The sequence below is a fragment of the Nostoc sp. genome, from assembly GCF_036918245.1.
Lineage (GTDB): Bacteria > Cyanobacteriota > Cyanobacteriia > Cyanobacteriales > Nostocaceae > Nostoc.
Window position 1 is genome coordinate 1 of record NZ_JBALEF010000060.1, and the last position, 22,632, is coordinate 22,632.

21 protein-coding genes and 1 tRNA gene are annotated in these 22,632 nt (G+C 40.1%); 10 read left to right on the forward strand and 12 right to left on the reverse strand.

Features of this window, described 5'->3' with window-relative positions; genetic code table 11:
* Positions 1 to 139 precede the first annotated feature (139 nt).
* The gene (locus tag V7L12_RS16945) at positions 140 to 847 is read right to left on the reverse strand and encodes a 2OG-Fe(II) oxygenase family protein (RefSeq protein WP_335085895.1); all 708 of its coding nucleotides are present in this window, start codon (positions 845 to 847) and stop codon (positions 140 to 142) included.
* A gap of 243 nt (positions 848 to 1,090) precedes the next feature.
* Here V7L12_RS16945 and modD point away from each other — a divergent pair, with 243 nt between their 5' ends.
* The 3 genes from modD (at position 1,091) to V7L12_RS16960 (ending at position 4,163) form a co-directional block, all read left to right on the forward strand.
* Positions 1,091 to 1,966, forward strand: coding sequence for a ModD protein (modD, locus tag V7L12_RS16950; protein ID WP_335085897.1), 876 nt, complete (start codon positions 1,091 to 1,093; stop codon positions 1,964 to 1,966).
* Positions 1,967 to 2,752: 786 nt separating this feature from the next.
* The gene (locus V7L12_RS16955; RefSeq protein ID WP_335085899.1) at positions 2,753 to 3,430 is read left to right on the forward strand and encodes a hypothetical protein; all 678 of its coding nucleotides are present in this window, start codon (positions 2,753 to 2,755) and stop codon (positions 3,428 to 3,430) included.
* 523 nt (positions 3,431 to 3,953) lie between these two features.
* Entirely contained in the window at positions 3,954 to 4,163 is a 210-nt protein-coding gene (locus V7L12_RS16960) for a TOBE domain-containing protein (RefSeq protein ID WP_335085901.1), read from the forward strand.
* Positions 4,164 to 4,669: 506 nt separating this feature from the next.
* Here the strand turns inward: V7L12_RS16960 and V7L12_RS16965 are convergent.
* From V7L12_RS16965 to V7L12_RS16995, 7 genes are all read right to left on the reverse strand, one after another.
* Entirely contained in the window at positions 4,670 to 5,329 is a 660-nt protein-coding gene (locus V7L12_RS16965) for a 2OG-Fe(II) oxygenase (RefSeq protein WP_335085903.1), read from the reverse strand.
* Positions 5,330 to 5,357: 28 nt separating this feature from the next.
* A complete protein-coding gene (locus V7L12_RS16970) occupies positions 5,358 to 6,368 on the reverse strand; it encodes an iron-siderophore ABC transporter substrate-binding protein (protein ID WP_335085905.1) in 1,011 nt (336 codons plus the stop codon).
* Positions 6,368 to 6,754, reverse strand: a complete 387-nt coding sequence (locus V7L12_RS16975; RefSeq protein ID WP_335085907.1) for a TonB-dependent receptor domain-containing protein — start codon at positions 6,752 to 6,754, stop codon at positions 6,368 to 6,370. The genes V7L12_RS16970 and V7L12_RS16975 overlap by 1 nt, the downstream gene beginning before the upstream one ends.
* A 77-nt stretch (positions 6,755 to 6,831) precedes the next feature.
* A complete protein-coding gene (locus V7L12_RS16980) occupies positions 6,832 to 9,465 on the reverse strand; it encodes a TonB-dependent siderophore receptor (protein WP_335085909.1) in 2,634 nt (877 codons plus the stop codon).
* A gap of 200 nt (positions 9,466 to 9,665) precedes the next feature.
* Positions 9,666 to 10,631, reverse strand: coding sequence for a helix-turn-helix transcriptional regulator (locus V7L12_RS16985; protein WP_335085911.1), 966 nt, complete (start codon positions 10,629 to 10,631; stop codon positions 9,666 to 9,668).
* Between the two features lie 91 nt (positions 10,632 to 10,722).
* Positions 10,723 to 11,481, reverse strand: a complete 759-nt coding sequence (locus tag V7L12_RS16990) for a HesA/MoeB/ThiF family protein (protein WP_335085913.1) — start codon at positions 11,479 to 11,481, stop codon at positions 10,723 to 10,725.
* Positions 11,482 to 11,790: 309 nt separating this feature from the next.
* Positions 11,791 to 12,189, reverse strand: coding sequence for a hypothetical protein (locus V7L12_RS16995; RefSeq protein ID WP_335085915.1), 399 nt, complete (start codon positions 12,187 to 12,189; stop codon positions 11,791 to 11,793).
* Positions 12,190 to 12,420: 231 nt separating this feature from the next.
* Here V7L12_RS16995 and V7L12_RS17000 point away from each other — a divergent pair, with 231 nt between their 5' ends.
* The 3 genes from V7L12_RS17000 to V7L12_RS17010 all read left to right on the forward strand — a co-directional run bounded on the left by V7L12_RS17000 (position 12,421) and on the right by V7L12_RS17010 (position 14,450).
* The gene (locus V7L12_RS17000) at positions 12,421 to 12,558 is read left to right on the forward strand and encodes a hypothetical protein (RefSeq protein WP_335085917.1); all 138 of its coding nucleotides are present in this window, start codon (positions 12,421 to 12,423) and stop codon (positions 12,556 to 12,558) included.
* A 383-nt stretch (positions 12,559 to 12,941) separates the two neighbouring features.
* The gene (locus V7L12_RS17005; RefSeq protein WP_335085919.1) at positions 12,942 to 13,337 is read left to right on the forward strand and encodes a hypothetical protein; all 396 of its coding nucleotides are present in this window, start codon (positions 12,942 to 12,944) and stop codon (positions 13,335 to 13,337) included.
* A 363-nt stretch (positions 13,338 to 13,700) separates the two neighbouring features.
* On the forward strand, positions 13,701 to 14,450 hold the full coding sequence (locus tag V7L12_RS17010; protein ID WP_335085921.1) for a hypothetical protein: 750 nt from the start codon (positions 13,701 to 13,703) through the stop codon (positions 14,448 to 14,450).
* 575 nt (positions 14,451 to 15,025) lie between these two features.
* On the opposite strand, the gene V7L12_RS17015 is transcribed toward V7L12_RS17010, so the two are convergent.
* Complete coding sequence (locus tag V7L12_RS17015; RefSeq protein ID WP_335085923.1) at positions 15,026 to 16,300, reverse strand: ribulose bisphosphate carboxylase small subunit; 1,275 nt, start codon at positions 16,298 to 16,300, stop codon at positions 15,026 to 15,028.
* A gap of 516 nt (positions 16,301 to 16,816) precedes the next feature.
* Positions 16,817 to 17,065: a hypothetical protein gene (locus V7L12_RS17020; RefSeq protein ID WP_334818382.1), complete on the reverse strand. Its 249-nt coding sequence runs from the start codon at positions 17,063 to 17,065 to the stop codon at positions 16,817 to 16,819.
* A 389-nt stretch (positions 17,066 to 17,454) separates the two neighbouring features.
* Between V7L12_RS17020 and trmFO the strand changes: the two genes are divergently transcribed.
* Positions 17,455 to 18,771 carry an FADH(2)-oxidizing methylenetetrahydrofolate--tRNA-(uracil(54)-C(5))-methyltransferase TrmFO gene (gene trmFO / locus V7L12_RS17025; RefSeq protein ID WP_335085926.1) on the forward strand — a complete coding sequence of 439 codons (1,317 nt, stop codon included), beginning with the start codon at positions 17,455 to 17,457 and terminating at the stop codon, positions 18,769 to 18,771.
* Positions 18,772 to 18,843: 72 nt separating this feature from the next.
* On the opposite strand, the gene V7L12_RS17030 is transcribed toward trmFO, so the two are convergent.
* Together V7L12_RS17030 and V7L12_RS17035 are read right to left on the reverse strand one after the other, a co-directional pair.
* Entirely contained in the window at positions 18,844 to 19,488 is a 645-nt protein-coding gene (locus V7L12_RS17030; RefSeq protein ID WP_335085928.1) for a DUF4439 domain-containing protein, read from the reverse strand.
* Between the two features lie 325 nt (positions 19,489 to 19,813).
* Positions 19,814 to 20,122 (reverse strand): hypothetical protein, encoded by a 309-nt coding sequence (locus V7L12_RS17035; RefSeq protein WP_335085930.1) that lies wholly within the window; start codon positions 20,120 to 20,122, stop codon positions 19,814 to 19,816.
* Between the two features lie 158 nt (positions 20,123 to 20,280).
* Here V7L12_RS17035 and V7L12_RS17040 point away from each other — a divergent pair, with 158 nt between their 5' ends.
* The 3 genes from V7L12_RS17040 (at position 20,281) to V7L12_RS17050 (ending at position 22,482) form a co-directional block, all read left to right on the forward strand.
* Complete coding sequence (locus V7L12_RS17040) at positions 20,281 to 21,468, forward strand: murein hydrolase activator EnvC family protein (protein ID WP_335085932.1); 1,188 nt, start codon at positions 20,281 to 20,283, stop codon at positions 21,466 to 21,468.
* Between the two features lie 41 nt (positions 21,469 to 21,509).
* Positions 21,510 to 21,582, forward strand: a tRNA-Arg gene (locus V7L12_RS17045).
* Positions 21,583 to 21,903: 321 nt separating this feature from the next.
* Complete coding sequence (locus V7L12_RS17050; RefSeq protein WP_335085934.1) at positions 21,904 to 22,482, forward strand: Uma2 family endonuclease; 579 nt, start codon at positions 21,904 to 21,906, stop codon at positions 22,480 to 22,482.
* The last annotated feature ends 150 nt before the right edge of the window (positions 22,483 to 22,632 follow it).

Below are 22,632 nucleotides of genomic sequence, written 5' to 3' on the forward strand. Positions count from 1 at the left end.
TCGGTCTATATCTTGAGGCAGGTTTTGGTTCATATTTGTGATACTCCCCCTCAAGTGTCCCCCTTGTCAATACTCTGCCACCTGAATCCTTACATCATTTGTAAGCATATCTCCAACCTTTTTGGATTTTTACTATCAACTAAGCACCTACATCGAGATTGTGAAAAAAAGTAATCCTGAGAGCCAATCGGCACTGTAGTGCAGTCGATGCTACTGGAGTTACCATGTGCCAGGAATTATCTGAGCGCACAATCACAGCCGAAAACTGGCCCAGTGGTGCAATATCTTGGAAGACAGATTCTGGTTTTTCGTCCAAGAGAATTCGCAAACAACCACCCCAGTCCATAGACCATTGTTCATTGAAAAATAGCAAATGAGTCAGAGCTTTCGATGGTTCATCAGTATGAGGGCGATGACAGTGACCTAGATTATATCGACGAAACCCAATCACCATTGCACAGTCTTTCAATTCCACCCCAGACATCTGTGTTAAGGCTTGGCGGTAAGCAGGTGTCCACATTTCTTCTATCACTTGTCGCCAAATACTGCTGAGATTACCAAGATTAGAAGATAATCTTCCTTGTGTAATGCGATCGCGCCAACGAGCTGACAACTCAGGGCTGGCGCGATCGCAAAACTTGTATATCAAAGCAATATCCTCATTACTCGCAAGCATCTCACTCCAAAGGTATCCATATCCTTCCCCTATTGATAAGCAAAACTGTTCCTGGGGAAAGCTGGCAGCAAGTTCCAAGCTAGCTGCTTTGGGCAACAAATTCTCTATCACAGCATAACTGTATGGAACTGATTGCATTGTTGTATGATAAATGGCATCTAAATTTAGCATTCTCAATCTTCTTTGGATTATGTTTGTAATTTACACTATCTGTATGATTGCTAAATTCAAGCTTGATATTATAAGTCAATAGTTTCCAATCTCAGCATTTAACTAATTTTGGCGACTGAGGTATATATTCTTTCTTAACAAAGTCATTTTGTTACCAACTATTTGGGATAATAGTAGTAATTATTACAATTCCTACAACTGAATGAGATTAGGTTGAGTGTGAATCTTGATTGAGCTATTTATTTGTCAGCCGATCATAAAACTAAAATGAGTGTTTTCTTCTCAGATGAGGCGATCGCTAGGTTAATTCAGGAAGATGTTCCCTACCTAGATTTGACAACCTACGGACTTGGCATTGGCAAGCAACCTGGTGAAATCGAGTTTTCTACCCGTGATCCGATGACCATTTGCGCTACTGAAGAAGCAGCCAGAGTATTAAAATATTGTGGTGCCGAAGTTCATTATCAAGTCGAAAGTGGTACGGTCTGCCAGGAGAAGCAATTAATTCTTCAAGCTAGTGGCACTGCTCAAGCTTTGCACAGTGGCTGGAGAGTTGCTTTAAATTTGATGGAATACGCCTCCGGCATTGCTTCGCGTACAAGAGTATTAGTAGATACTGCTAAAACAGTAAATCAGTCTGTTTCTATTGTGACTACTCGTAAATGTTTTCCAGGTACTAGAGCGCTTTCCATCAAAGCAGTTCTAGCTGGCGGGGGTTTTTTTCATCGCTTAGGATTATCTGAAACAGTTCTGATCTTTAACCAACACCTGATATTCCTGGGAGGTATAGTTGGGCTAATTGAGCGCATGAATGAACTGCGACGACAGTTTCCAGAACAACATATTTGCGTTGAACTAGATACACCAAAAGATGCTTGGATGGTTGCTCAAGCAGGTGTAGATTTAATTCAGTTTGATAAAATTCCCCTACCAGACCTTGAGCCTCTAGTTTTGAAGTTAAAGCAGCAGTATCCAAACTTAAAACTAGCAGTGGCTGGTGGTATTACCTCTGAGAATATAAAGGATTATGCTAGCACTGGTATAGATATTTTAGTGACAAGTTCACCGTACTTTGGTAAACCGTGCGATATTGCAGTCAAAATGACGATGGTACAGTAGGCATTTTTAATTTAGTTTGATACTTAAGATTGCAGCTGTTAAAACGCAGGAGTTGAGCCAGAAAGAACAGTGCTTACGCAAGACTAAGAACAGAAGTAAGTGGGCATTTTACGAACTTAAGCAGTTGAAATAGAGCGATATAGCCATCTATCGCTCTATTTACTTAATCAGTAATTGTAGCATTTATTTGGTCTATTGGTTGTATACACGGACTAGTGTAGTCGCTGTATGGTTTTGCTTCAACTATAGTATCGGGACAACTACAACCCTTCCCCATAACTCGGACGGTTTTCCAATTTACAGGTGAGTCTCACTTATAAACAGTTTATTAACTTGATAGTTACCTATTTATAAGGCAAATAACGACAGTTTAGTTTCTTTACAATATTAAGCTGAACTATTTTAAAAAGAAATAAAAATTAATTTTGTTCCTGTTTTATTACTATATTAGTTGGTATTTTACTCAATAAGTTGGTATTATCTTCATTAGATTACACAGATACACTTATCCATTTGGAGAAACGCAAATCTAACAAGAGGTTTGCGACTAACTTTGGCGTCAGTATTCATTAGTTTTTAATATGAGTTATTAAAAACTAGCTATTTAGTAGCGTCTGGTAAGGAGTTAAAAGTTTAACGATAGAACCGTTTTTCTTTTTATCTAACAGAATTTATTGTCAAATTGCTCAATTTTGGCGATAACGATACTAATTTTTGTTGAGCAAACAACTTTGAGCAAAACTATCTAATTTTTTCAATATTCAATAGGAAACGGAGAAGGATTTTATGCGTTTTACCCGCCAGATACCCATTACGTCTTTAATACTATCGCTACTGGTTTTATGGCAGCCTACTTTAGCTGACTCCAGAAGCGATGTTCCTTGGAATCAAAAAGAAAAAACACCTTCTCTTTGGGATAAAAATAAGTGTCTTGGAGGTTCTTCGCAAAGTTTTCGCTTGGGTGGAGAACTCAATAATCCAGCCACTTATAACTTGCAAAAATTGCAAAATTTACGAGATACTTTAAAAAAACAAAATCCAGCATTAGTTACTGAAATTACTGTGAGCTTTCAAACCGGCTCAGGGCCACGAACAGAAACATACTATGGAGTTCCCCTATGGGAATTAATTAATAATCCGAAAGCCGGAGGTGGTCTAAAACCTGGGAATTCTGGGGTGAATAGTAAAAACTCTTTTCTGAGGCAATATGTTCTAGTTGATGCCACAGATTGCTATGGTGCAGTCGTAGCTATTGGTGAAATTCAACCTAACTTTGAAGGGAAAACAGTGCTAGTTGCATTTGCAAAAAAAGGTAGTGATGGTAAAGTCGTGCCTTTAACAGATGAAGGATTTGCTCGTTTAGTAGTTCCAGGTGACAAAGCTGGAGGTCGTTACGTTAGTAATGTGACAAATATCCTCATATTATCTGCTCCTCCTTCTCCTTTGAAACCAAAATATTTCTGAAAACCCTTCTGATTAAAGACGCCGACAACGGAGAATTCCTACACCACTTGGTCAAGTAGACCAAGTGGCTTTCGATTGCAAACATTACGCCTTCTTGCTCGTTTAAAACTAAGCTTTGATATTTTCATCCAGATGCAAGAATCAGGGTTTGATAGAGAGCATTCCAATCTTGTAAAAAAAAGTTATATTAAATTATTAAAAAAGTAACCAATACAGTTAGTAGCATTCAACTGCTTGACAAATTATTAAATTTACCATATACCAAAAATTATCAGAACGCACCAAAATAACTGAGTAGCTAGATCACCAAAAACAGTTTTTAATGAATGCTCCGCCAAGCTTTGACTGTCCCTTTGACTACTTTACTATCAACTTTTTCGCGATATTCTAATACCAGTCTGATATCTAAGTTATTCTGTAAGGCAGAAAATAACATCCGACTAAATGAAGATAATCTAATAATCTGATAGTTGTTAGTATTACTTAGTTTAGAATTATCTTTGAACGTAGGGAGTATCAAAATATGGAAGTTAGCGCTCGTAATTCCTTAAAAGGAACTATTAAGGAAATTCGCCCAGGAGCAGTCAACTCTGAGGTCATATTAGAAATTGTGCCTGGGGTGGAAGTAACTGCAATTATTACCAAAGAGTCGGTAGAGCATCTCCAACTTCAAGAGGGAAAACAAGCGATCGCTCTAATTAAAGCGTCGGATGTTATAATTGCTACAGAATAGCTCGAAATGAGTAGATATGCACCTTGGGTTTGGACACAGGATTGATACTTGATAATAGACTTCTTGCATGAATCAAAGGTCCTCACCTTAAATCCCTCTCCCAAGCTTAGGAGAGGGACTTTGAAATTAGCTCCCCTTCTCCCCAAATTGGGAGAAGAGGTTGGGGGATGTAGCAAAATCCCGCAGGGTGGGCGAATTTTGCATTTGTGCAAGAGGTCTAATGAAACAAAATCAATTGATTGGGACGATGATTTTGTGACTGAATCAAAATTGACTGTTCTAGATACAGTTAGCGACGAGTTTGAATATGAAACAAAATCAATGTCACTTTTCCAATCTGTTTTTACATACCATGTCTGATTTTTTGGTAAATTATTTGGGTCAGTAGTGATTCGCCAGTAAATTATCAGTCTAGATTCGCTTTCATTTATCTGTTATATATATCTTTTTTCTGACTTTCCATTCAAATAGGCAAAATATTCTTAATAATTTGATAATCGAACGGCTTAAGACTCTGGCAGCCAAAAGCAAGTCTGTAGATGCAAACGGTGTTGAGTTGCATTAAGGGAAATAGGAGATACCATGTGCCAAGAGCGATCGCAACGTACAATAGCAACTGAATATTGCGGCAATGGTGGAACTTCTTGAATTACAGAAGTAGTTTGATTATCTTCGAGAATTCGGAAATACCCTCCCCACTCTGGGTTCCATGCTTCATTTAAATAGAAAAGTTGAGTTACATGTTTACGGGGGATATCTGTATGAGGACGGTTCCAGAACCCTAAATCATGTCGTGTTAAATAAATTGTTAGTGAATGGTTTTTCAAATTCAAATTAGTAAGATGCTCCATCGCCTCTCGATAATCAGGAGTGAGAAGTTGTTCAATCAATTTTTGCCAACTAAGACTCAAATCGCTGATATCTTGTAGACCTTTGTACTTACTTTCATCCAGAATGCAGCGTGCAAAAAACCTGTAGTCATCATATGTATATTCCGGGTATCCATCTGGCTCAAAGTCTCTAGCATGATATTCTTTATAGTTTGTAGTCGGAAAACTATTTGCTAGTTCAGATTGTACTGAAGTGTCAAGCAAGTTTTCAAATACAATCCATTTATAGGGAATTGACTGCATAGTTGCATTACTAATTGCACTTAAGTTCAACATAATCCCTCTTAAAAAACTTTCAAATAGTTTATTGCTGTTTAACTAAATATCGCTCCAAATCGTCTATCATCCGATTGGCTGCAAGGGGGCCAAACTGAACCCAGTAAAACCCCACCTCATGAACTTTTTCCTGTTGGACAACTTTCAACTTTGACCACAACGATTCTGCTTTCAGTTGCTCAAGCATTGGGTGTAAATCACTTGTGCCCAGTACGTCTTCTGATACTAGAAATAAAATATCCCCATCTAACTCCCTCAAAAGTTCTTTTGATAAAGCATAGCCAGCAGGGCCACCCCCTAGACTTAGGGTTGCTTGACTATCCAAAGTTTGAGAGTAAGGACGTGCAACACCCGCATCTTTAAGAATAACTCCTGAAAAACTTGCCTTCGCCCACAGCCAAAGTGCATCAGTACGCAATTCGGCAACCGAGACTAAAGTTGTATTCAGGCGATCGCCCATTTTTGCTTTAAACTGTGTCAAACGTGCATAATAATTATCCATTACCTGCTGGGCTGTTTTAGTTTTACCCAGAACACGGGCTGTGAAAGCAAAAGATTCTTTCCAAGCTCCAGTGGTTCCAGGAGGAGCCAAAACAGTGGGTGCAATGTGTGATAACAGTGGATAAATATCTTGATGAAAAGCCATACCAAAAATCAGGTCTGGTTTGAGAAACAAGATTTTTTCTATACTAGGAGGCAGCCAATCTACATCTTCAATACCTGATAGCGGGCCTACTAACCGCTGTAATTGTGAGACAAATAACTTTGGGGCAGCTATAGGTTTGATCCCCAACGCCAAAGCATTTTCTAAAGAACCACCACTAAGCACAACAACTCGTTGAGGATGAGCAGGAACTGTTGTTTGACCCATTAAGTGCTGAACTACTCGAACCTGACTTAAAGAAGAAACACTCAATTCATGGCTAACTTTTGGGTAATTAAAAAAGAAACAACCGTTTAGCCACACTACCACAGCAAGCAACCCTAAAAAAGGCAGGCATAGGACAAAACACTTGGTTAACCAATGAGTTGTTCTCATTAAAATTCCCACTTTACTGTCAACTCTGCTGTATACGGACGACCAGGAATAATTCTTTGGAGATAGTCAAAGCTTGCTTCATAATATCGAACATTAAATATGTTATTCAAGTTGAGTCCAACGCTAAAGTTGTTATTCCGATAGTACAGAGCTGCATCGGTGAGAAAGCAGCTTGGGATCGTAAATGTATTCAAACTATCTGGCTTATTATCTCCAACGTAGTTAAAGCCAATTCCACCTCCAAAACCTTTGAGAGAGCCAGTACCAAAGGTGTAAGTTGTCCACAAACTAGCGACATGAGCTGGTACTCCTTCTACTCGATTCCCGACTGGAATATCATTGTCTTTGGTAACGCGTGCATCTGTATAACCGTAAAAGCCAATCACATTCCAACCGGGTTGAGTTTAACCATTGAGTTTTACCCACTTGACAAGACTCTATTTTTCTTAACTTGACACCAATGCTAAAACTCCCACGAAATTGTGCCCAAGACCGTTAACGGCGCACCGGGATAGATAGTATCTCTTCCCTGGCTACTTTCGTAATATCTCTCATCAAAAAGATTCTTGATATTGATTGCAGCCTTCCAGTTATTGCGTTTGTAATAAAGTGCTGCATCCGTGCGGAAGTAGCTGGGCAACACAAAACTGTTATCCAAATCGCCCTGTCTATCGCCCACATAATACAGTCCCAATCCAAATCCCAAACCTTGTAAACTCCCACGTTGGATTTCATAGGTTGTCCACAGACTAACAGTATTCTTAGCAACGCTGCCCAACAAATTACCAACTGCATAGTCATTGTCTTTGGTGATTTGGGCATCGGTATAAGCGTAAGAGGCAATAATTTTCCAACCGGTCAGGATTTCGCCAGCGATATCTAGCTCAACGCCCCGACTACGTTGCTCCCCGGTCAAAATGGAAAAATCAGGATTGTTGGGATCGGTGGTCAAGACGTTAGTTTTTGTAATCTGGTAAGCAGCTAGGGTTGCAGACAGTCGGTTACTCAAATCGGCTTTAACACCCACCTCGTATTGTGTACCTTGGGCAGGATCAAATGTAGAACCATTGACTGAAGTACCAATGTTAGGAACGAAAGAACTGCTATAGCTAGCGTAGAGAGAAATTGCTGGTATCGGCTGGTAGACAAGACCAACCCGAGGGCTAAAGGCTTGGTCAGATTGACTAGTGCTAGTTGAGGCAAGTAAATTGTCATTTTTCTGCTCAGTAAAATCGAAACGCCCTCCGACTAGCAGCTTCAAATTATCCAGTAGGGTAATCTGATCTTGCAGGTAAATTCCTAATCTATCAGTGCGAATTTGTCTATTAACAAAAGTTGTTAAAGGATTGGTAGGGATAACGCTGTTATTCACCGGACTAAAAATATCGATAGGTGACAAAATACCTCTGCTAAAAATCAGCGGACCTTCGCTTCGGTTTAGCTCTATTCCCAAAAGCGGTTGGTGGATAATTGACCCGGTTGCAAACTTTCCTATGACCTCTGTTTGGAGACTGTAGGTGTCAGTTTCAAATTTACCATTTGTAAAATTCCTATCCAAAAACCGATCGTCGATCAAGTCCCCTTGTTCTGCCCGGAAATCATTTACCTTGTTTATAGTAATGGAAAGGGCATTGCGAAGCTGCCAATTTTTATTAAACTGATGTTCTAATCTGTAGCCAGCTCTGTAAGCTGTGGTTTTTGAATCATTTTCTCCTGGAACCCCTAAGAAGCGACTAATCGGAATTGGGGCAGGTCTGTTACCAATAGCGACGATGCCTCGATCAAATTGGGTATTATTGTTTAAATACTCAAAATCAAGGTTTAATGTTGTGTTGGTACCGATTTTCCAGGTTAGAGATGGTGCGATGAAGATACGTTCGGTGTCAACAAAGTCACGAAAACTCCCGGAGTTTTGGTAAGCAACATTCAAGCGATATAATAGAGTTTTGTCCGCATTCAGTGGACCAGAGATATCGAATGTGGGACGATAAAAACCGTAGCTTCCTGCGGTGAAGTCAGCAGCGTAATAAGGTTCACTCAGCGGCTGCTTCGTAACAAGGTTAATAATCCCACCCGGTTCAGCTTGACCGAAAAGCACTGAGGCTGGTCCCTTGAGTACCTCAACTCGTTCCAAGTTTGCTATTTCTGATAATGTGAAGAAATCGGCATCGCGGAATCCATTTCTAAAATTTCCATCCTGCTCAAAACCACGAATGATATAGCGAGCAGCTCCTGTACCCCCGTAGTTGCCTGCTTGTGTCACGCCGCTGACGTTTTGCACTGCATCCTGTAGCCGCACTGCTTTTTGGTCTTGTAACACCTGTCGGGGCACTATTTGAATTGAGGCAGGAATGTCACGCAGGGGTGTATCGGTTTTGGTGGCAGTAGAGGCATTTGGTACACGGTATCCATCCTGCTCGCCCGTCACCACTAACTCAATCGGTTCATTACGACTAGCTGATGGTTGAGTTGGTTGTGTCTGCAACCCTGGCTGCTGTTCTGGCGTTGTTGTTGGCTGTTGAGTAGTAGAAGTACTAGGGGTGACTCCAAAAACTAAACCTTCTTTTGTACTATCAAACAACTCCACCGCAGGCGCACTCATTTCCCCAGTCACCGTTACTCGCAATGTGTTCACATCTGAATTTGCAACTGTAATTAATGCAATTCCGGCTACTGGCTTTGATTGTCTAAAATCCCCACTTCTTAGTTGCAACTTGGCATTAGGGATATCTGCAATATAGGAATTACCCTCAGTTTTCGGTAAAACTTGTAATTTGAGAGAATTAGCTGTGACTAAAATTAACTCTATCCCTTTATCAGTAGAGTTAACCTGAACATCCGTAACTAATACCACATCTGTAGTTGCTTGACTAAGTTCGAGAGATTTATTCTGCTCTCTAGGTACTCTCCATAAATATGAAGCATTAGTTTTAGGAAACTGTAGCTGATTCAATGTTTGAATTTCTTGGAAGACTTCACCTGAGCGTACTAAAGTTTTTTTGACTAACGGTTGTTCAGCATATGCTGGATTGACTAAAGTTAGAGAAACAACAGATATTAACCAGCAAACAGCAGGGTACAGTAGTCTAATAAACATTTTTACACACACTTTTCAGGTAATATTAAGTATTTAAATCGAGATCAAGTATAATTTTCCTTACAGTCCATAGCTCTCAATTTCTACTAACTAAGTTGGTAGAAAAATATTTATACCAACCTAATTATTGTAAAAATATATAACTTTTCGGTGTTTGCGTCTTATTCGAGCCGGAATTTTTTTTATTCGAGACGGAATTTTTATCTCTGACAGGACTTAGGACTTACCCCAAACTTCTTACGAAAAGCATTACTAAATGAAGGTAAGCTAGCATAACCTACTGTTCTGGCTACTTCTGTGACATTCATATTTCTTTCAGTAAGCAGCTTATAAGCTAGTTCCATTCGGCAGTGATGCAGATAGCCAAACACCGTAGTCCCAAAAACCTGCTTAAAGCCTTGCTTCATTGTGCAATCATTTAAACCTACTTGTCGTGCTAGTTCAATAAGAGATGGTGGGTTGTCTAAATGTTTTAACAGAATTTCTCTAACATTGTAGATGCAGTCAATATCTGATGGCTTGAGTTTATTAATTTGGAAGCAACCTTGGTTGATTTCTACTTCTTGCTCTACTAGCATTGCTACCAGTTCCCAAACCTTACCTTCAAGATAAATTTGTTTAGTAAAGCCTTGGTATGGACATTGAAGAATTTGCTGTACTGCTATTTGCATTGCAGGAGTTTGAGTTCCATAGCGTTCATAAGTTGGTTGATCCCAACATCTAATTAGATGTTGTAATTCTTTTGGGAGTTTACCAGATGTATTTTCTGTAAAGCTATGAAACACATTTGGATGTAGGTGAATAGCTACTTCTACTATCCGCGCTGATGGCTCTAATACAGCGCACTCAGATGCCATACCACTACCACTTAAAAAGTATTCTGCTGTCTTGAACTCAAGGTTTTTAAATTCGCTCTCTAACAAAATAAGGAATCGAAATTCTAATGGATGCTTTCGCTCATGAAGTTTTAAAATGAATGATTTTGGCTGCTGATAATTGGAAATTTCTAAAAATATGCTATCTCGTAGCTGAATCTGTCGCCAATACCCTTGCCCAAATTGATACTTTCTAGTGATATCAAAATTATCTGAACTATCATTATTCTGAATTATTTCTGCTTGGTATAATAGTTTTACGTAATCTGGATATGGGAGTATTAATGTCATTGTAATGGTAAGCTACTATGAAGTATTTAAAGAGTCAAAATAACAGATACTTGGCTGATCAAGTAGATTCGGTTGTTTATAAAGATGTTGTTTACGAATTTTCCGAACAAGAACTACTACCACACACCAGACATGAAGGATCATGATAAGAATGTCGTTTGGCAAATTCCATTCGCATCAAGTCGATTGTCAGCAGTTGTGACAATAGCGGTTCACTAAACTTAGTAATCAGCTTTATTACCTCTAATGCACTAAGACAAGCTAGTGTCCCAGAAACAGCACCGATAACCGAGAACCCACGCTGATTCCAATCAGGCTTTTCTGGGAACAAGCATGATAGACAAGGAGTAACACCAGGAATAATCGTCGTCAGGTAAGCTTCCATTCCATCCATTGCAGCTTCCACCATTGGTTTTTGCCAGCGCACGCAAGCCTGATTGAGCAAGTTCCGCTCTGTGAAATTGTGGGCGCAATCAACAGCTATATCAGCAGATTGCACTAAAGAGTCTACATTTTCCTTTGTAACGTAATCATGAACTGCTTCCACCTGAATATCAGGATTAATAGCTTGCAGAGTTTCTTTGGCTTTAATTACTCTTGGCTTACCTACCCAATCATTTGTCATCAGAACCTGACGATTCAGATCATCTAGCCGTAAGTCACCACCCCGAACTAGGATTAGCCGCCCAACACCCGCTACTGCCAAATAAAGTGCTGATGTACCACCTAATCCCCCTACACCTGTAACCAAAACCGTTGCAGACTTCAAGCGCTTTTGTGCTGTCTCTCCAAAATTGGGAAGCATCATTTGGCGGTGATAGCGTTCTAACTCACTGGGTGTTAAGTTCATCGCTTTTTACCTCTTTATCAGTTGTAAAATTTACCACCTAGTTGGTAGCAATTATTGTAGTTGTCTATACAGTTTCTCATTTAATTACCTGTAAAGTTGGTATTTATTTTAGACACTATTAAGGGAGCTATGTATAAATAGAGCGATGTCTACGACGGGCTACGCCTACGCGAATAATGAAATAAACCCTACAGCAAAGCTGCGAGGTATTTGAGATATTAGGAATGGCTGATGCAGGTATTAGTACGGCATCTATAACTGAATGGCACGCTTGACTCATGTGAAACCCTTGTAAAGTCAGGGTGTGGGCTATAAAATACTTGGCCAGCAAAGAGTCAGCAACATAATTAAATTGCTTGACCAAAATAAAAGTAATACCCATAACACACTATTAATTATCTTAAAATTCGCTTGAGATAAATCAGTAGTTTTAAGAGATTGCTGCTCATACCAAAGTTGCCAAACTCGTCCCGCAGTGTAAAGTGTACCAATACTCACCACTAAACTTGGCAACCAAACACTACTGACTATTTTTTCAGTAACAATTTGGATTACAAGAATTAGCAAATAGAAGCCAAAGACTTTACGAACTTCTGGGTATTTAAACCAAACAATAAATGCAATTGTAGGAACAATAAATCCAATTGCGATCGCCAACCAGATCCAGACTCGAATAAATCTTAGCCCAGCATCACTGTAGTTAATCACTTGACTAATTGGTAATATTCCGATTCAGGTAAACCAACCTATAAATACCGCTACTAGAGTTGCCAGTACTACAAATAGAAATGTTGTTCTCCAAGTCATTAATTGTTTGCTCCATGAGGTAATTGAGCCAAATTTTCCTTGTCCTCTTCTATATTTAATCAAATATAGGCGAGCGTGCTAGTGTCACAAAGGTAATAAAATCCCCTCCAGGAACAAAAATTGGAGGGGAATATGCTAAATGAAATAATTACTGTCTATGCTATCGCTGATAAAGCATTTTACGCTTTTTTATCTTTCTATTTTGTTAAAGTCCCGTTAACTACAATTTGGGTTGATGGCGGCTATCGAGGCAAGAATTTTCAGCATTAAGTGATGAATGTATACCGATATATTATGTCGGTTGTTATCTGCATCAACATCGCAATATTCTTCATCAACGTTGCAATATTTTTCATCAACATTGCAATATTTTTCATCAACATTGCAATATTTCTCATCAACATTGCAATATTTCTCATCAACATTGCAATATTTCTCATCAACATTGCAATATTTCTCATCAACATTGCAATATTCCTCATCAATATTAAAGCAATTGCAAAGAAAAACAGGTAAAAACTGAAAATCAAGAGAAATTACTCAGATTGGTTTGGATTTTTTTAACAAATATAATTATTCACTAATTTTACTGAACCAAAAAACAGCTTTAGTAAGGCAAAGTAGCTTTAGAAACCTCTTTAAGGAATATATTGATGTCTCGTAAAAAACGTACATCCCGTGTTCTCGAAAAAGCTGAGTTGAGATCCGCTGGACTAAAAGCAATTGATTCAAATATGAATTTTGGTGATGATTGCGATTTGCAAAACTTGAGTCAAGCAATTGAGCAGCTAAGAACTATGCTTGATGATTATAACACTGCTTTAACTGTAATCGATTCTTCCAAAACTAAAATCGATGTGATGGAAAAAACCCTAAGTAATCTTACAGACAAGATGGTAAGAGGGGTTGCTTTTAAATATGGCAAAGATAGCAGCGAATATGAAATGGCAGGTGGGGTTCGTGATAGTGAACGGGTTCGCAAAAGCAGATTGAGCCGCCTGAAAGCTGCGGCTGGAGAAGCATCAGATGAAAATCCTAAAACTACCTAATACAGCCCGGATAAAAGCATAAGACACAGGAAAAGCAATCTTCTTGCAAGGGATGTAGGGAACGAAGAAAGGCTACTTTGCTGATTAAAATTATTTTCTTAATTACTGCAATTGTTTATGGTAAAGCATAACCTATTGCATTTTTTTATATTTACTAATACTCTTTGATAAACAATAATTATATACAGCTAGTATCATGCATCGTCATGCATATTAGATCGGGTATTTTGTAGTCCTGCTTAATATTTTGCAATGTTGAAAGTCTTGCAGAGTAGCATTTTCAACCATTTTACTTGTCTAAATACTGATTAGAGTTTATAGTGATACGGTGTTTTCCGTTCCTTGTCTCGGCAGATTCATAACATGATATATTCTGGCAAATTACAAAAGTATTTTGCGGGCATTTCTTTGTCTGTAATTTTAGTAGGTGACTTAGTTCTCACACAAAAAACTGCTCCAGTTTTAGCCAAAACCATAAATACTTCGATCGGTGAGGCTGTGACATTCAGTTGCAATGATAGTGAAGCGACAATCGCAGCTAAAAAGGGCCCCAAAGTAGTTAATGGAACAGCAAGAATTTACATTGGTTATCAGCAACTCTCAAATAACAAAAACCCTGTAACTATCCGCTTCAATAATGGGATAAAAGCATGGTGTCGTAATGATTACGAGACAACAAATGACGATGGTACAGGTTACGGATTGTATTGGAATGGAAGTGATGTCTTATATGGCATCTACTCTTCCACAGGCACTCAGGCAGGTAATGATTTTCGCCGCTTTGCCAGTGGGCGTTGGTTGTCTAGCTATGGCAATGGAGGCGGGCCAAAAGCCGCAGTTATAGCCCGGCTTAATCCAGCTAATGGCCAGGTTAATTATGCCACATTTTTATCTGGTAAAAAGCCAGATAATGGACAAACGAACTCTTTACTTGTCCAGTCTCTATCATGGAATGGCGCAAATTTGACTGTGAAAGCAATGTCATGGTGGAATCCACGTGGCACTAATAGAAATTCCATGAATTGCTCTGGTTCATCACCTTATCAATACACAGCCGCATTTACAGGCGATTTAAGAACGATGACCTCAGTTTCAGCGAGTACTTGTAGGTAAAAGAGAAAAATTCAGCTACCAAATTGAGGAAGCATATTGTTTCCAGTTGTTTGAGAATTAACAAAAACCCTAGCGACTCGAATTCGCAGCCTCAGATACCCGACTTCTCTAAGAAGTTGGGTATCTTATACCAATTCGTAATGACGCTCCTGCGTCGCTAACGCTGCGCTAACGTAATTCCTAATGACGCTCCTGCGGACGCTCGCGGACTCGCTACCGCTACGCTAACGCTGCGCTAACGTAATTCGTAATTAAAAAAGTTAGATTTAATCTGGGTTTTCAGCTTTACATCTGTAGCCTGATTTGGGAAAATTGGTATTATTGTTCACAAATAATTTAGGATTGGCTTTGTAGAGACGGCGATTCATCGCGTCTCTTGCCTTAACCGAACAGTATTGGGATTGCTATAACTAAAACACCATTTCTTTAGCAGCTAATTACCCAGACATGATATGAGCTAATAGAAAATAAAGCTTTTTTAAACCCGCTCGCGCGGGTTTTGTCTGTGTAGACGCAGTTTCTAACCGTCGATTTAACTTCCGATTCCTAACTCCCAGATTCTGCTGTATCTGCCCCTAATTGTTTCCATTTGGACGCTGAATTATTGTCTCCACCACCCGCCGCTTGGCTTGAGGATCGATACCTACTAAGCGCACATACTCACCGCTATATTCTGCCAAAGTTGACTCCAAATTTGAGATGGCATCAGACTCGGCATCAATGTGGCTATGAACACAAGTTTGCCAAGAACCTGTGCGGAAGCGGCGCTCATCTACGTGTTCAATACTAATTTTGTAACCTTGAGATAATAATTCCCTAATTTGAGCTTGTGTATCTAGAGTCAAATGTGGACTGGATGCTTCCTGTTTTTGGAATCCATTAGTTTTTGCTTCTTGAGTTGCAGCATTGCTTGACGGTTGACTAATTGGTTTCACAGGAGCAGGTGGTGCTGATTGAGAATTTCTACCTCGATTGAGTCGATTGTAATCATCAACCAAATGGGAATTTTCCACCCGTTTTTGTTCGCCAACCAGGAAGTTACCAGACTCGATTAAGTGAGACAGTCTGAAATCTGGCTTTTTAAATTCTGGTGGCCCTTTAGCGCTGTTAACCACACTCAAGGATATCTGCTCAAAACCTACTTTATGAATGTAGGTGCGGATTTGTTCGTCATAAATGCGCGATCGCAAAGCGCTGAAAAAGTCAATAGACTGATTGACAAAAGTATCAACTAGCTGTTCAACTTCCTTTTGTGACAGTCCATCGGGTTCAAAAATCCCCTTGACAATTCCTACTTTGTCATCTCTATCTGGTTCCCAGTAGAATTTCTCCATCCGTCCATCCCGAATTAACGGTGCATAGAGGGTGGAAAAATCATTACCTGTGACAATAATCGGCACACGATGTAAAGGTGTGGAATCATAGCTTCCCGGCAACTGCACATCTGTGGGATTATCAGCAATATTCATCAGTGTGGCATTCACCAACTGTGTATTTACAGTATATTGAGTCCCTTCATCAAAGCGTCCAGCACCGGCATCTAAATCGTTAATCATTAGTACACACATTTTGCCGCGTACTTTGATCAGTTCTGCTGTTTCCCGATAGCGCAACCGAATCAACCGCGCTGGATCTCCGGCATCTGGACTTTCCAATTCGCCGCCAGATATGTGAGTTACTTCGATACCCATTTTCTCGAAGACTAATTGACATTGAAATGTTTTGCCTTCTCCTTTGCGTCCATGAATACCCAATATCACGGGAACTCGCACACCAGGAAGCTTCAGGAAATTTTTGGTAATGTGGACAGCAAGTTTGTCCAAAAAGCGGGGAGCGATGTAGTAACCCATGAGTTTATGTGATGAAAAATTAACACTTCTAAGGTTAATGTTAAGTTTTTTTTGGGGATAGCGATCGCTTTTCTTTCAGACAAGCTTGTGCTTGTTAATTTGTTGGGTTGATTGTCTGTTGCCAAAGGTGAACAGGCTCCCAAGCATGGAAGGAGTGAAAACTGCTGTTATTTGGTAGTGCCAAAGATTTGATTACAATATCAAATGACTTTGATAAGCCATTAGAATAATTCCAGGATTACTGAGATTAGCCTATTTTTTAAAATACAGCGTGTTTGAAAACACGTCTTAGAGGATGTTTGAAAAGTCATGATTGATGTATAAGATATTTTTTTACCCCTCCCTAACCCTCCCCTTGTAAAGGGGAGGGAACCGAATTTTTCTTGTTTCCCCCCTTTACAAGGGGGGACTAAGGGGGGTAACAACGTAATTAAAATCACAGCCAATCACTTTTCAAACAACCTTTTAGTATTGCATATCGCTACATTTAATAGAAATCGTTTGTATCTACTACGTCTACTTACCCAAAACTCCTTTTAAAGCAGACAACGCCTCTTCTGTTAATGTATTTGGGTTGTTAGGATCGGTAGGCAATTTAATATCGCGATTTGCAAGAGCAGCAATAATCTTAGTGTTTAGTACTGAATCAGGAGGCGTTTCGCCACCCCATATACTTTTTAATTCCTGATCATCTGTTACTTCCTCAATAAATATAACTGGAGCTTTATTTAAATCAACGTTATCTTTGATTTTGTTTTTAGTCATAAATCATGTCTCAGTTACGTATAGTTAACTAGTTATTGAATACATACTTAATGTATCATCTGGAAAAAGGAGAAATCAAGGGTTTATACCAAATATCCTCCTTTTATTACTACTTTTCCGACTTTTTTGATTAATGCAATTAGGCAATGGCTGAGGACGCGATCGCACTTGCTGGCAATGTGCCAGTTGGAAAATGTTAAGCCCACCGCTGACGGTGGCTTTTCGTGTTACAGCAAAATCGATTGTAAAAAACCTTGAGAGTGCAGTCTCAAGGTTACAATTGACCCAATACTTTATTTGCACTTGTTATGGTTTAACATGACTTTTTATTTAATTTTACTTCTGTAATGTTGATGGATACTTATAATATGGGAATTAAAAATTTAACTATGGAAATACAACCGATACAAGTAATTGGAGGTGGACTAGCTGGGACAGAAGCAGCTTGGCAAATAGCCCAAGCTGGAGTGCCAGTAATTTTGCATGAAATGCGTCCAAAGCGATTTAGTCCTGCTCATCATACAGAACATTTAGCAGAATTAGTCTGTAGTAATTCCTTTGGGGCAATGGCAAGCGATCGCGCCGCGGGATTATTGCACGAAGAATTACGCCAACTCGGTTCGATCGTCATCTCAAAAGCTGATGAACACGCCGTTCCGGCCGGTGGGGCGCTAGCCGTAGACAGGGGACAATTTGGCCAAGATTTAACTGAAACTTTAGCGAGTCATCCTTTAGTTGAATTCCGCCGGGGTGAAGTGTCTGCAATTCCTGAAGGGATTGTGGTTTTAGCAACCGGGCCTTTAACCAGTCCTGATTTAGCAGAAGATTTGCGCCGCTTTACGGGGATGGAATACCTCAGCTTTTTTGATGCAGCTAGTCCGATTATCGTGGGAGAATCGATTAATCCTGACATTGCTTTTATGGCATCACGTTATGACAAAGGTGAAGCCGCTTATCTCAACTGCCCAATGAATAAAGAGCAGTACTTGCACTTTCGAGAAGAACTCTGTAAAGCTGAACAAACAGAACTCAAGGGTTTTGAACGAGAAACGGCGAAATTTTTTGAAGCTTGTTTACCCATAGAAGAACTAGCACAGCGGGGAGAAGATACCATGCGCTACGGCCCCCTAAAGCCAGTGGGATTGTCAGATACTCGCACAGGGGAACGCTCTTATGCTGTGGTGCAGTTACGACAAGAAGATAAAGCTGGTCAACTATGGAATATGGTAGGATTTCAAACTAATCTGCGTTGGGGTGAGCAAAAACGAATCTTTCAATTAATTCCAAGTTTGGAAAAAGCAGAGTTTGTCAGGCTGGGAGTGATGCACCGCAATACTTTTATTAATGCTCCCCAGTTAATGCATCCTACCTTGCAATTTAAAGAGCGTCCGACATTGTTAGCCGCTGGACAATTGATTGGTACAGAAGGTTATACTGCTGCGGCTGCGGGTGGTTGTTTGGCGGGAATTAATGCAGCGCGATTAGCTTTGGGTAAAGAAGCTTTGGTTTTACCACCAACAACAATGATGGGTGCGTTATTAGAATTTATTAGTTCCGCTTCGCCGAAGCATTTCCAACCAATGCCGCCTAACTTTGGGATTTTCCCCGATTTAGGAGTGAAAATCAAAAGTAAACCAGAGCGTTATGGACGTTACCGCGATCGCTCTTTAGCTGATTTGGCAAACTGGAAAGCTAATCATAATTAATGGGAATGGGGCATTGAGATTTCCCCATTACCCCTTATCCCCAGAGGGGGCCCCACCTTCCCCACTCCCTATCTATACCTTCAGTACCCAGGCTTCACGATTCTCAGAGCTAACAAAAGACGCTGGTACGATTTCGAGATTTACTCCAAGTGCTTTGAAAGTGGCACGAATAGCCGCAGCATGGGCAGCCTCAGTAGAACCGATACTTGCCCCGACAGTAATCAATTTTGGAGTTTTCAACTTAGCAATTTCGTGGCTATAGGCGATCGCAGCATCAGTCTCCAAAGCTAAAGCCAGCTTGGCAATATTCACATCGCTATCCAAGTTCCCCTCACCCCTTTTGATGTAAGATGAAAGATCATAGGTAGACTCTGTTTTTACTGGAGTTCCCCCCAAAGTGGTGATCGTAGCTGCTAAAGCATCTCGATGCTTTTTATGATCCGCTTGGTTGCGGAGCGCCAAAGCCAAAACAGCTTTACCAACTTCAGTATTAGTCAGTTTGCCAGCAGCAGCACCATAAGCCCAAATTGCCTGATGTTCGTAATAAAGAGCATTGTTCAGAATTTTTACATCGTTTCGCCCAGCAGTTGTTGTCCGAGCATCAGCTTTCTGGGCAATCAGGGGCAAACCTAATGCAGTCGCTATACCACCAACTGCTCCACTCACTATTACCCCACGGCGGGAGGATTTTTTGCTGAAAGGGTTTTGATAGTCCATGAGTTAGTGTCTCCTAAAGAAATTACGGTTTTTTTGATGCGGATATGAAAATGAGGAAATAGCCAGGGCATGAATAACCCTGGCTGCAAGTATTACCTTTGGAAAAGAATAATTTTGCCCAACGAATAGTTCTAATGTGTCTTGACTAGATGTTTACTTTCCAAGTCAATGACTGCTCATTTGTAACTCATTTTGGTAATGGTGTCAGCAATTACACGAAATATGGATAAATACTATTTTTGTATTTTTAACGAAACGCAGTATAGTCAAGCATTTAGTCAGATTATTCCCTTTTCAAAGAAAAGCGAATAAAAGTAACTTTGTATTATTTATGACCGTTTAATTTACTTGTCTTAATAGTGACTAATCCGTGTATACCTAGCGCTGTAATTACAGCTCCTAGCAATCCCCAAGTACCATCGGCAAATACGTTGATGCGATGAATGTAGGTGCGATGATAGGCATACTCTAACTGTCTATCACTTACTTTTCCAACCTCTACCAGGTTTTCCACATACTTTTCAGCTTTGATCAGTGCTGCATAATCGAGATTAAACCAATACAACGATACTCCCACCACTGCTAAACCTGGAAAAACCAAGGTAATTAAGAGAATTGCTATACGTGCATTCATACATCTCACCCGCTGATATATGTGCTTAATGCTGACATAGCTGGAATCCTTGTGTTACAACTTGGCAGACAATTTAATAATGCGTTGGAGTGGGTGAATCAAATTTTGGGAATAATCCTCATAGTGTTTGAAAGTATCGTTTTGATTAGGTTCGCACTATGAGAGGGCGATTTCTAGAAAAAAAGCAGATTTATTGCTGTTTATCGATTGCATTTTGCTGCATTTTGTGGATTTGTTTGGCATTAATTCCAGCCGACGCAACGTCTACAGGGTCTATTGATACTCTGCGGCAACAGCAGCAACAAATGAACCAGCAGCGTCAGGGTGTGGTTAACGATCGCGATCGCTTAAATAATCTCCAACAAGAGGCCCAAAAACACCTCACTGGTTTAAAGCAAAATCTGCAAACTACAGATAGCTATCTTCTAGAGAGCGAATCACGATTACAACTGGCTACCCAACGCCTCCAGCAGTTAGAAGCTGATTTAGATGTGGCAGAACGTTCATATCAGGAGCGGCAAATTGCAACAGTAGCACGATTGCGTTACCTCCAGCGATCGCCTGCTTCTGCTGGATGGGCGGTTTTGCTCGAAAGTGAAAATATCAGCGACTTTTTCAGCCGTCGTCATCAGTTGAAGTTAGTGTTTCAGGCAGACCAACAAATTTTAGCAAAACTCAACACCCAAGCAAGCTCTATCGATAAACAAAAAACGGAAGTAGAACAGCAAAAAAATGAAATTGGCTTAATTCGTGAGCAACTGTTGGCACAAAAAGCTGATTATCAAACCCAGGCGCAATCACAATCAGAATTGATTCAACGCCTGAATAGCGATCGTTTGGCCTTAGAAGCAGCGCAAAATCAGCTAGAGAGGGAATCCAAAAATCTGGAAGTCTTGATTCAACAAAAGGTAGCAGAAGCCCAAGCAAAAACCAACAGCCGGACAAGTATCATCATTCGGGGAACTGGTGTAATGGCATATCCTAGCGATGCTTCTACTAGCAGTCCCTTCGGCTGGCGGGTACACCCAATTCTTGGCTATCGTCGCTTTCATGCGGGGTTGGATTTTGCCGCCAGCTATGGCAGTAAAATTCGGGCAGCCGATTCGGGAACAGTAATTTTTGCTGGGTGGTATGGTGGCTATGGCAGAGCGGTAATTATCGATCACGGTAATGGCATGACTACACTTTACGGTCATACCAGCGAGTTATATGTTTCTGAGGGACAAGCAGTTGAACGCGGACAAGCGATCGCTGCTGTCGGTTCCACAGGTTTCTCCACTGGCCCCCATCTCCACTTTGAAGTTCGTCGGAATGGTACGCCCGTAGACCCAGCTAATTATCTTTAATGCGAATATTATCACAGACGTGCTATAATATTGAAGATTAAGGGCGCGTAGCTCAGTGGATAGAGCAACAGATTCCGGTTCTGTGGGTCGGGGGTTCAAATCCCTCCGCGCTCGTTACCTTTAGAAGACTAACCAAGAAATTAATGTGTCATTTTCGGTCATGGGATAAACCCAATTTACCCTATGAGAAAGAATGGCAACGGATAGTCTGGAATACAAAAATTAGTGTACGTAATGTAATGAGTGATATAACACTATACATTTTGTTTTATTATTCAGTCTCTCATCTTTATACTTACCCCAAACTTTTTTAAAAAATAAAACAACGTCGCATTTGTTGGCAGGAATTCCTAAAGTAGAGGTAGAGGCTAAATCTTCCCTATTAGCAGCGCATGGGTTTGATGCAACTAAGATTTTTGTGGAGCGCAATTAATTATGACTGCTTTAACCTTACAATTACCTTCTAATCTGCAATTTACTGATGAGGAATTTGCACAGATTGTAGCGGTGAATAAAGAATTACGACTAGAGTTAACTGCGGAAGGGGAATTAATTATCATGTCACCGACTGGGGGAGAAACGGGAAACCGTAATTTTGATTTATTAGGTCAGATATGGTTTTGGAGCAATCAAAATAATTTGGGAAAAGCTTTCGATTCTTCTACTGGGTTTAAACTGCCAAATGGGGCAACTCGTTCACCTGATGCTTCTTGGGTAAGGATAGAAAGATGGGATGCTCTTACTCCAGAACAGAGAAAGAAGTTTATCCCTTTGTGTCCTGACTTTGCAGTGGAATTAGTTTCTGAAACTGATGATGTGGAAGATACTAAAGCCAAAATGGAGGAATACTTAGCAAATGGCTTACAACTGGGTTGGTTAATTAATCCTAAAGATAAACAAGTAATAATTTATCGCCCAAATCTTGCACCGAAAGTTTTACAATCTCCCACAAGTTTATCGGGTGAAGATGTTCTCCCTGGTTTTGTTTTAAATTTAGAGCAGATTTTTGCATAGCTCGCTGATTATCTTGATTTGATTTCTACAATCACTGAACGTTCTCAAATTCGCCTAAACCTTCGGCATTTCCTTTAAACATCAAAAGCCCTGCGGATGTGGGCTACTGGAACTATACTTACAATTTAATAGCGATGCCTGCGGCGGGCT

What these genes read in the sequence shown, in the direction of transcription:
- V7L12_RS16945 (WP_335085895.1), bottom strand. Translation starts at nt 847, where the DNA reads ATGCTAAATTTAGATGCCATTTATCATACAACAATGCAATCAGTTCCA.
- V7L12_RS16955 (WP_335085899.1), top strand. Translation starts at nt 2,753, where the DNA reads ATGCGTTTTACCCGCCAGATACCCATTACGTCTTTAATACTATCGCTA.
- V7L12_RS16960 (WP_335085901.1), top strand. Translation starts at nt 3,954, where the DNA reads ATGGAAGTTAGCGCTCGTAATTCCTTAAAAGGAACTATTAAGGAAATT.
- V7L12_RS16965 (WP_335085903.1), bottom strand. Translation starts at nt 5,329, where the DNA reads ATGTTGAACTTAAGTGCAATTAGTAATGCAACTATGCAGTCAATTCCC.
- V7L12_RS16970 (WP_335085905.1), bottom strand. Translation starts at nt 6,368, where the DNA reads ATGAGAACAACTCATTGGTTAACCAAGTGTTTTGTCCTATGCCTGCCT.
- V7L12_RS16980 (WP_335085909.1), bottom strand. Translation starts at nt 9,465, where the DNA reads ATGTTTATTAGACTACTGTACCCTGCTGTTTGCTGGTTAATATCTGTT.
- V7L12_RS16985 (WP_335085911.1), bottom strand. Translation starts at nt 10,631, where the DNA reads ATGACATTAATACTCCCATATCCAGATTACGTAAAACTATTATACCAA.
- V7L12_RS16990 (WP_335085913.1), bottom strand. Translation starts at nt 11,481, where the DNA reads ATGAACTTAACACCCAGTGAGTTAGAACGCTATCACCGCCAAATGATG.
- V7L12_RS17000 (WP_335085917.1), top strand. Translation starts at nt 12,421, where the DNA reads ATGCTAAATGAAATAATTACTGTCTATGCTATCGCTGATAAAGCATTT.
- V7L12_RS17005 (WP_335085919.1), top strand. Translation starts at nt 12,942, where the DNA reads ATGTCTCGTAAAAAACGTACATCCCGTGTTCTCGAAAAAGCTGAGTTG.
- V7L12_RS17010 (WP_335085921.1), top strand. Translation starts at nt 13,701, where the DNA reads ATGATATATTCTGGCAAATTACAAAAGTATTTTGCGGGCATTTCTTTG.
- V7L12_RS17015 (WP_335085923.1), bottom strand. Translation starts at nt 16,300, where the DNA reads ATGGGTTACTACATCGCTCCCCGCTTTTTGGACAAACTTGCTGTCCAC.
- V7L12_RS17020 (WP_334818382.1), bottom strand. Translation starts at nt 17,065, where the DNA reads ATGACTAAAAACAAAATCAAAGATAACGTTGATTTAAATAAAGCTCCA.
- trmFO (WP_335085926.1), top strand. Translation starts at nt 17,455, where the DNA reads ATGGAAATACAACCGATACAAGTAATTGGAGGTGGACTAGCTGGGACA.
- V7L12_RS17030 (WP_335085928.1), bottom strand. Translation starts at nt 19,488, where the DNA reads ATGGACTATCAAAACCCTTTCAGCAAAAAATCCTCCCGCCGTGGGGTA.
- V7L12_RS17035 (WP_335085930.1), bottom strand. Translation starts at nt 20,122, where the DNA reads ATGAATGCACGTATAGCAATTCTCTTAATTACCTTGGTTTTTCCAGGT.
- V7L12_RS17040 (WP_335085932.1), top strand. Translation starts at nt 20,281, where the DNA reads ATGAGAGGGCGATTTCTAGAAAAAAAGCAGATTTATTGCTGTTTATCG.
- V7L12_RS17050 (WP_335085934.1), top strand. Translation starts at nt 21,904, where the DNA reads ATGACTGCTTTAACCTTACAATTACCTTCTAATCTGCAATTTACTGAT.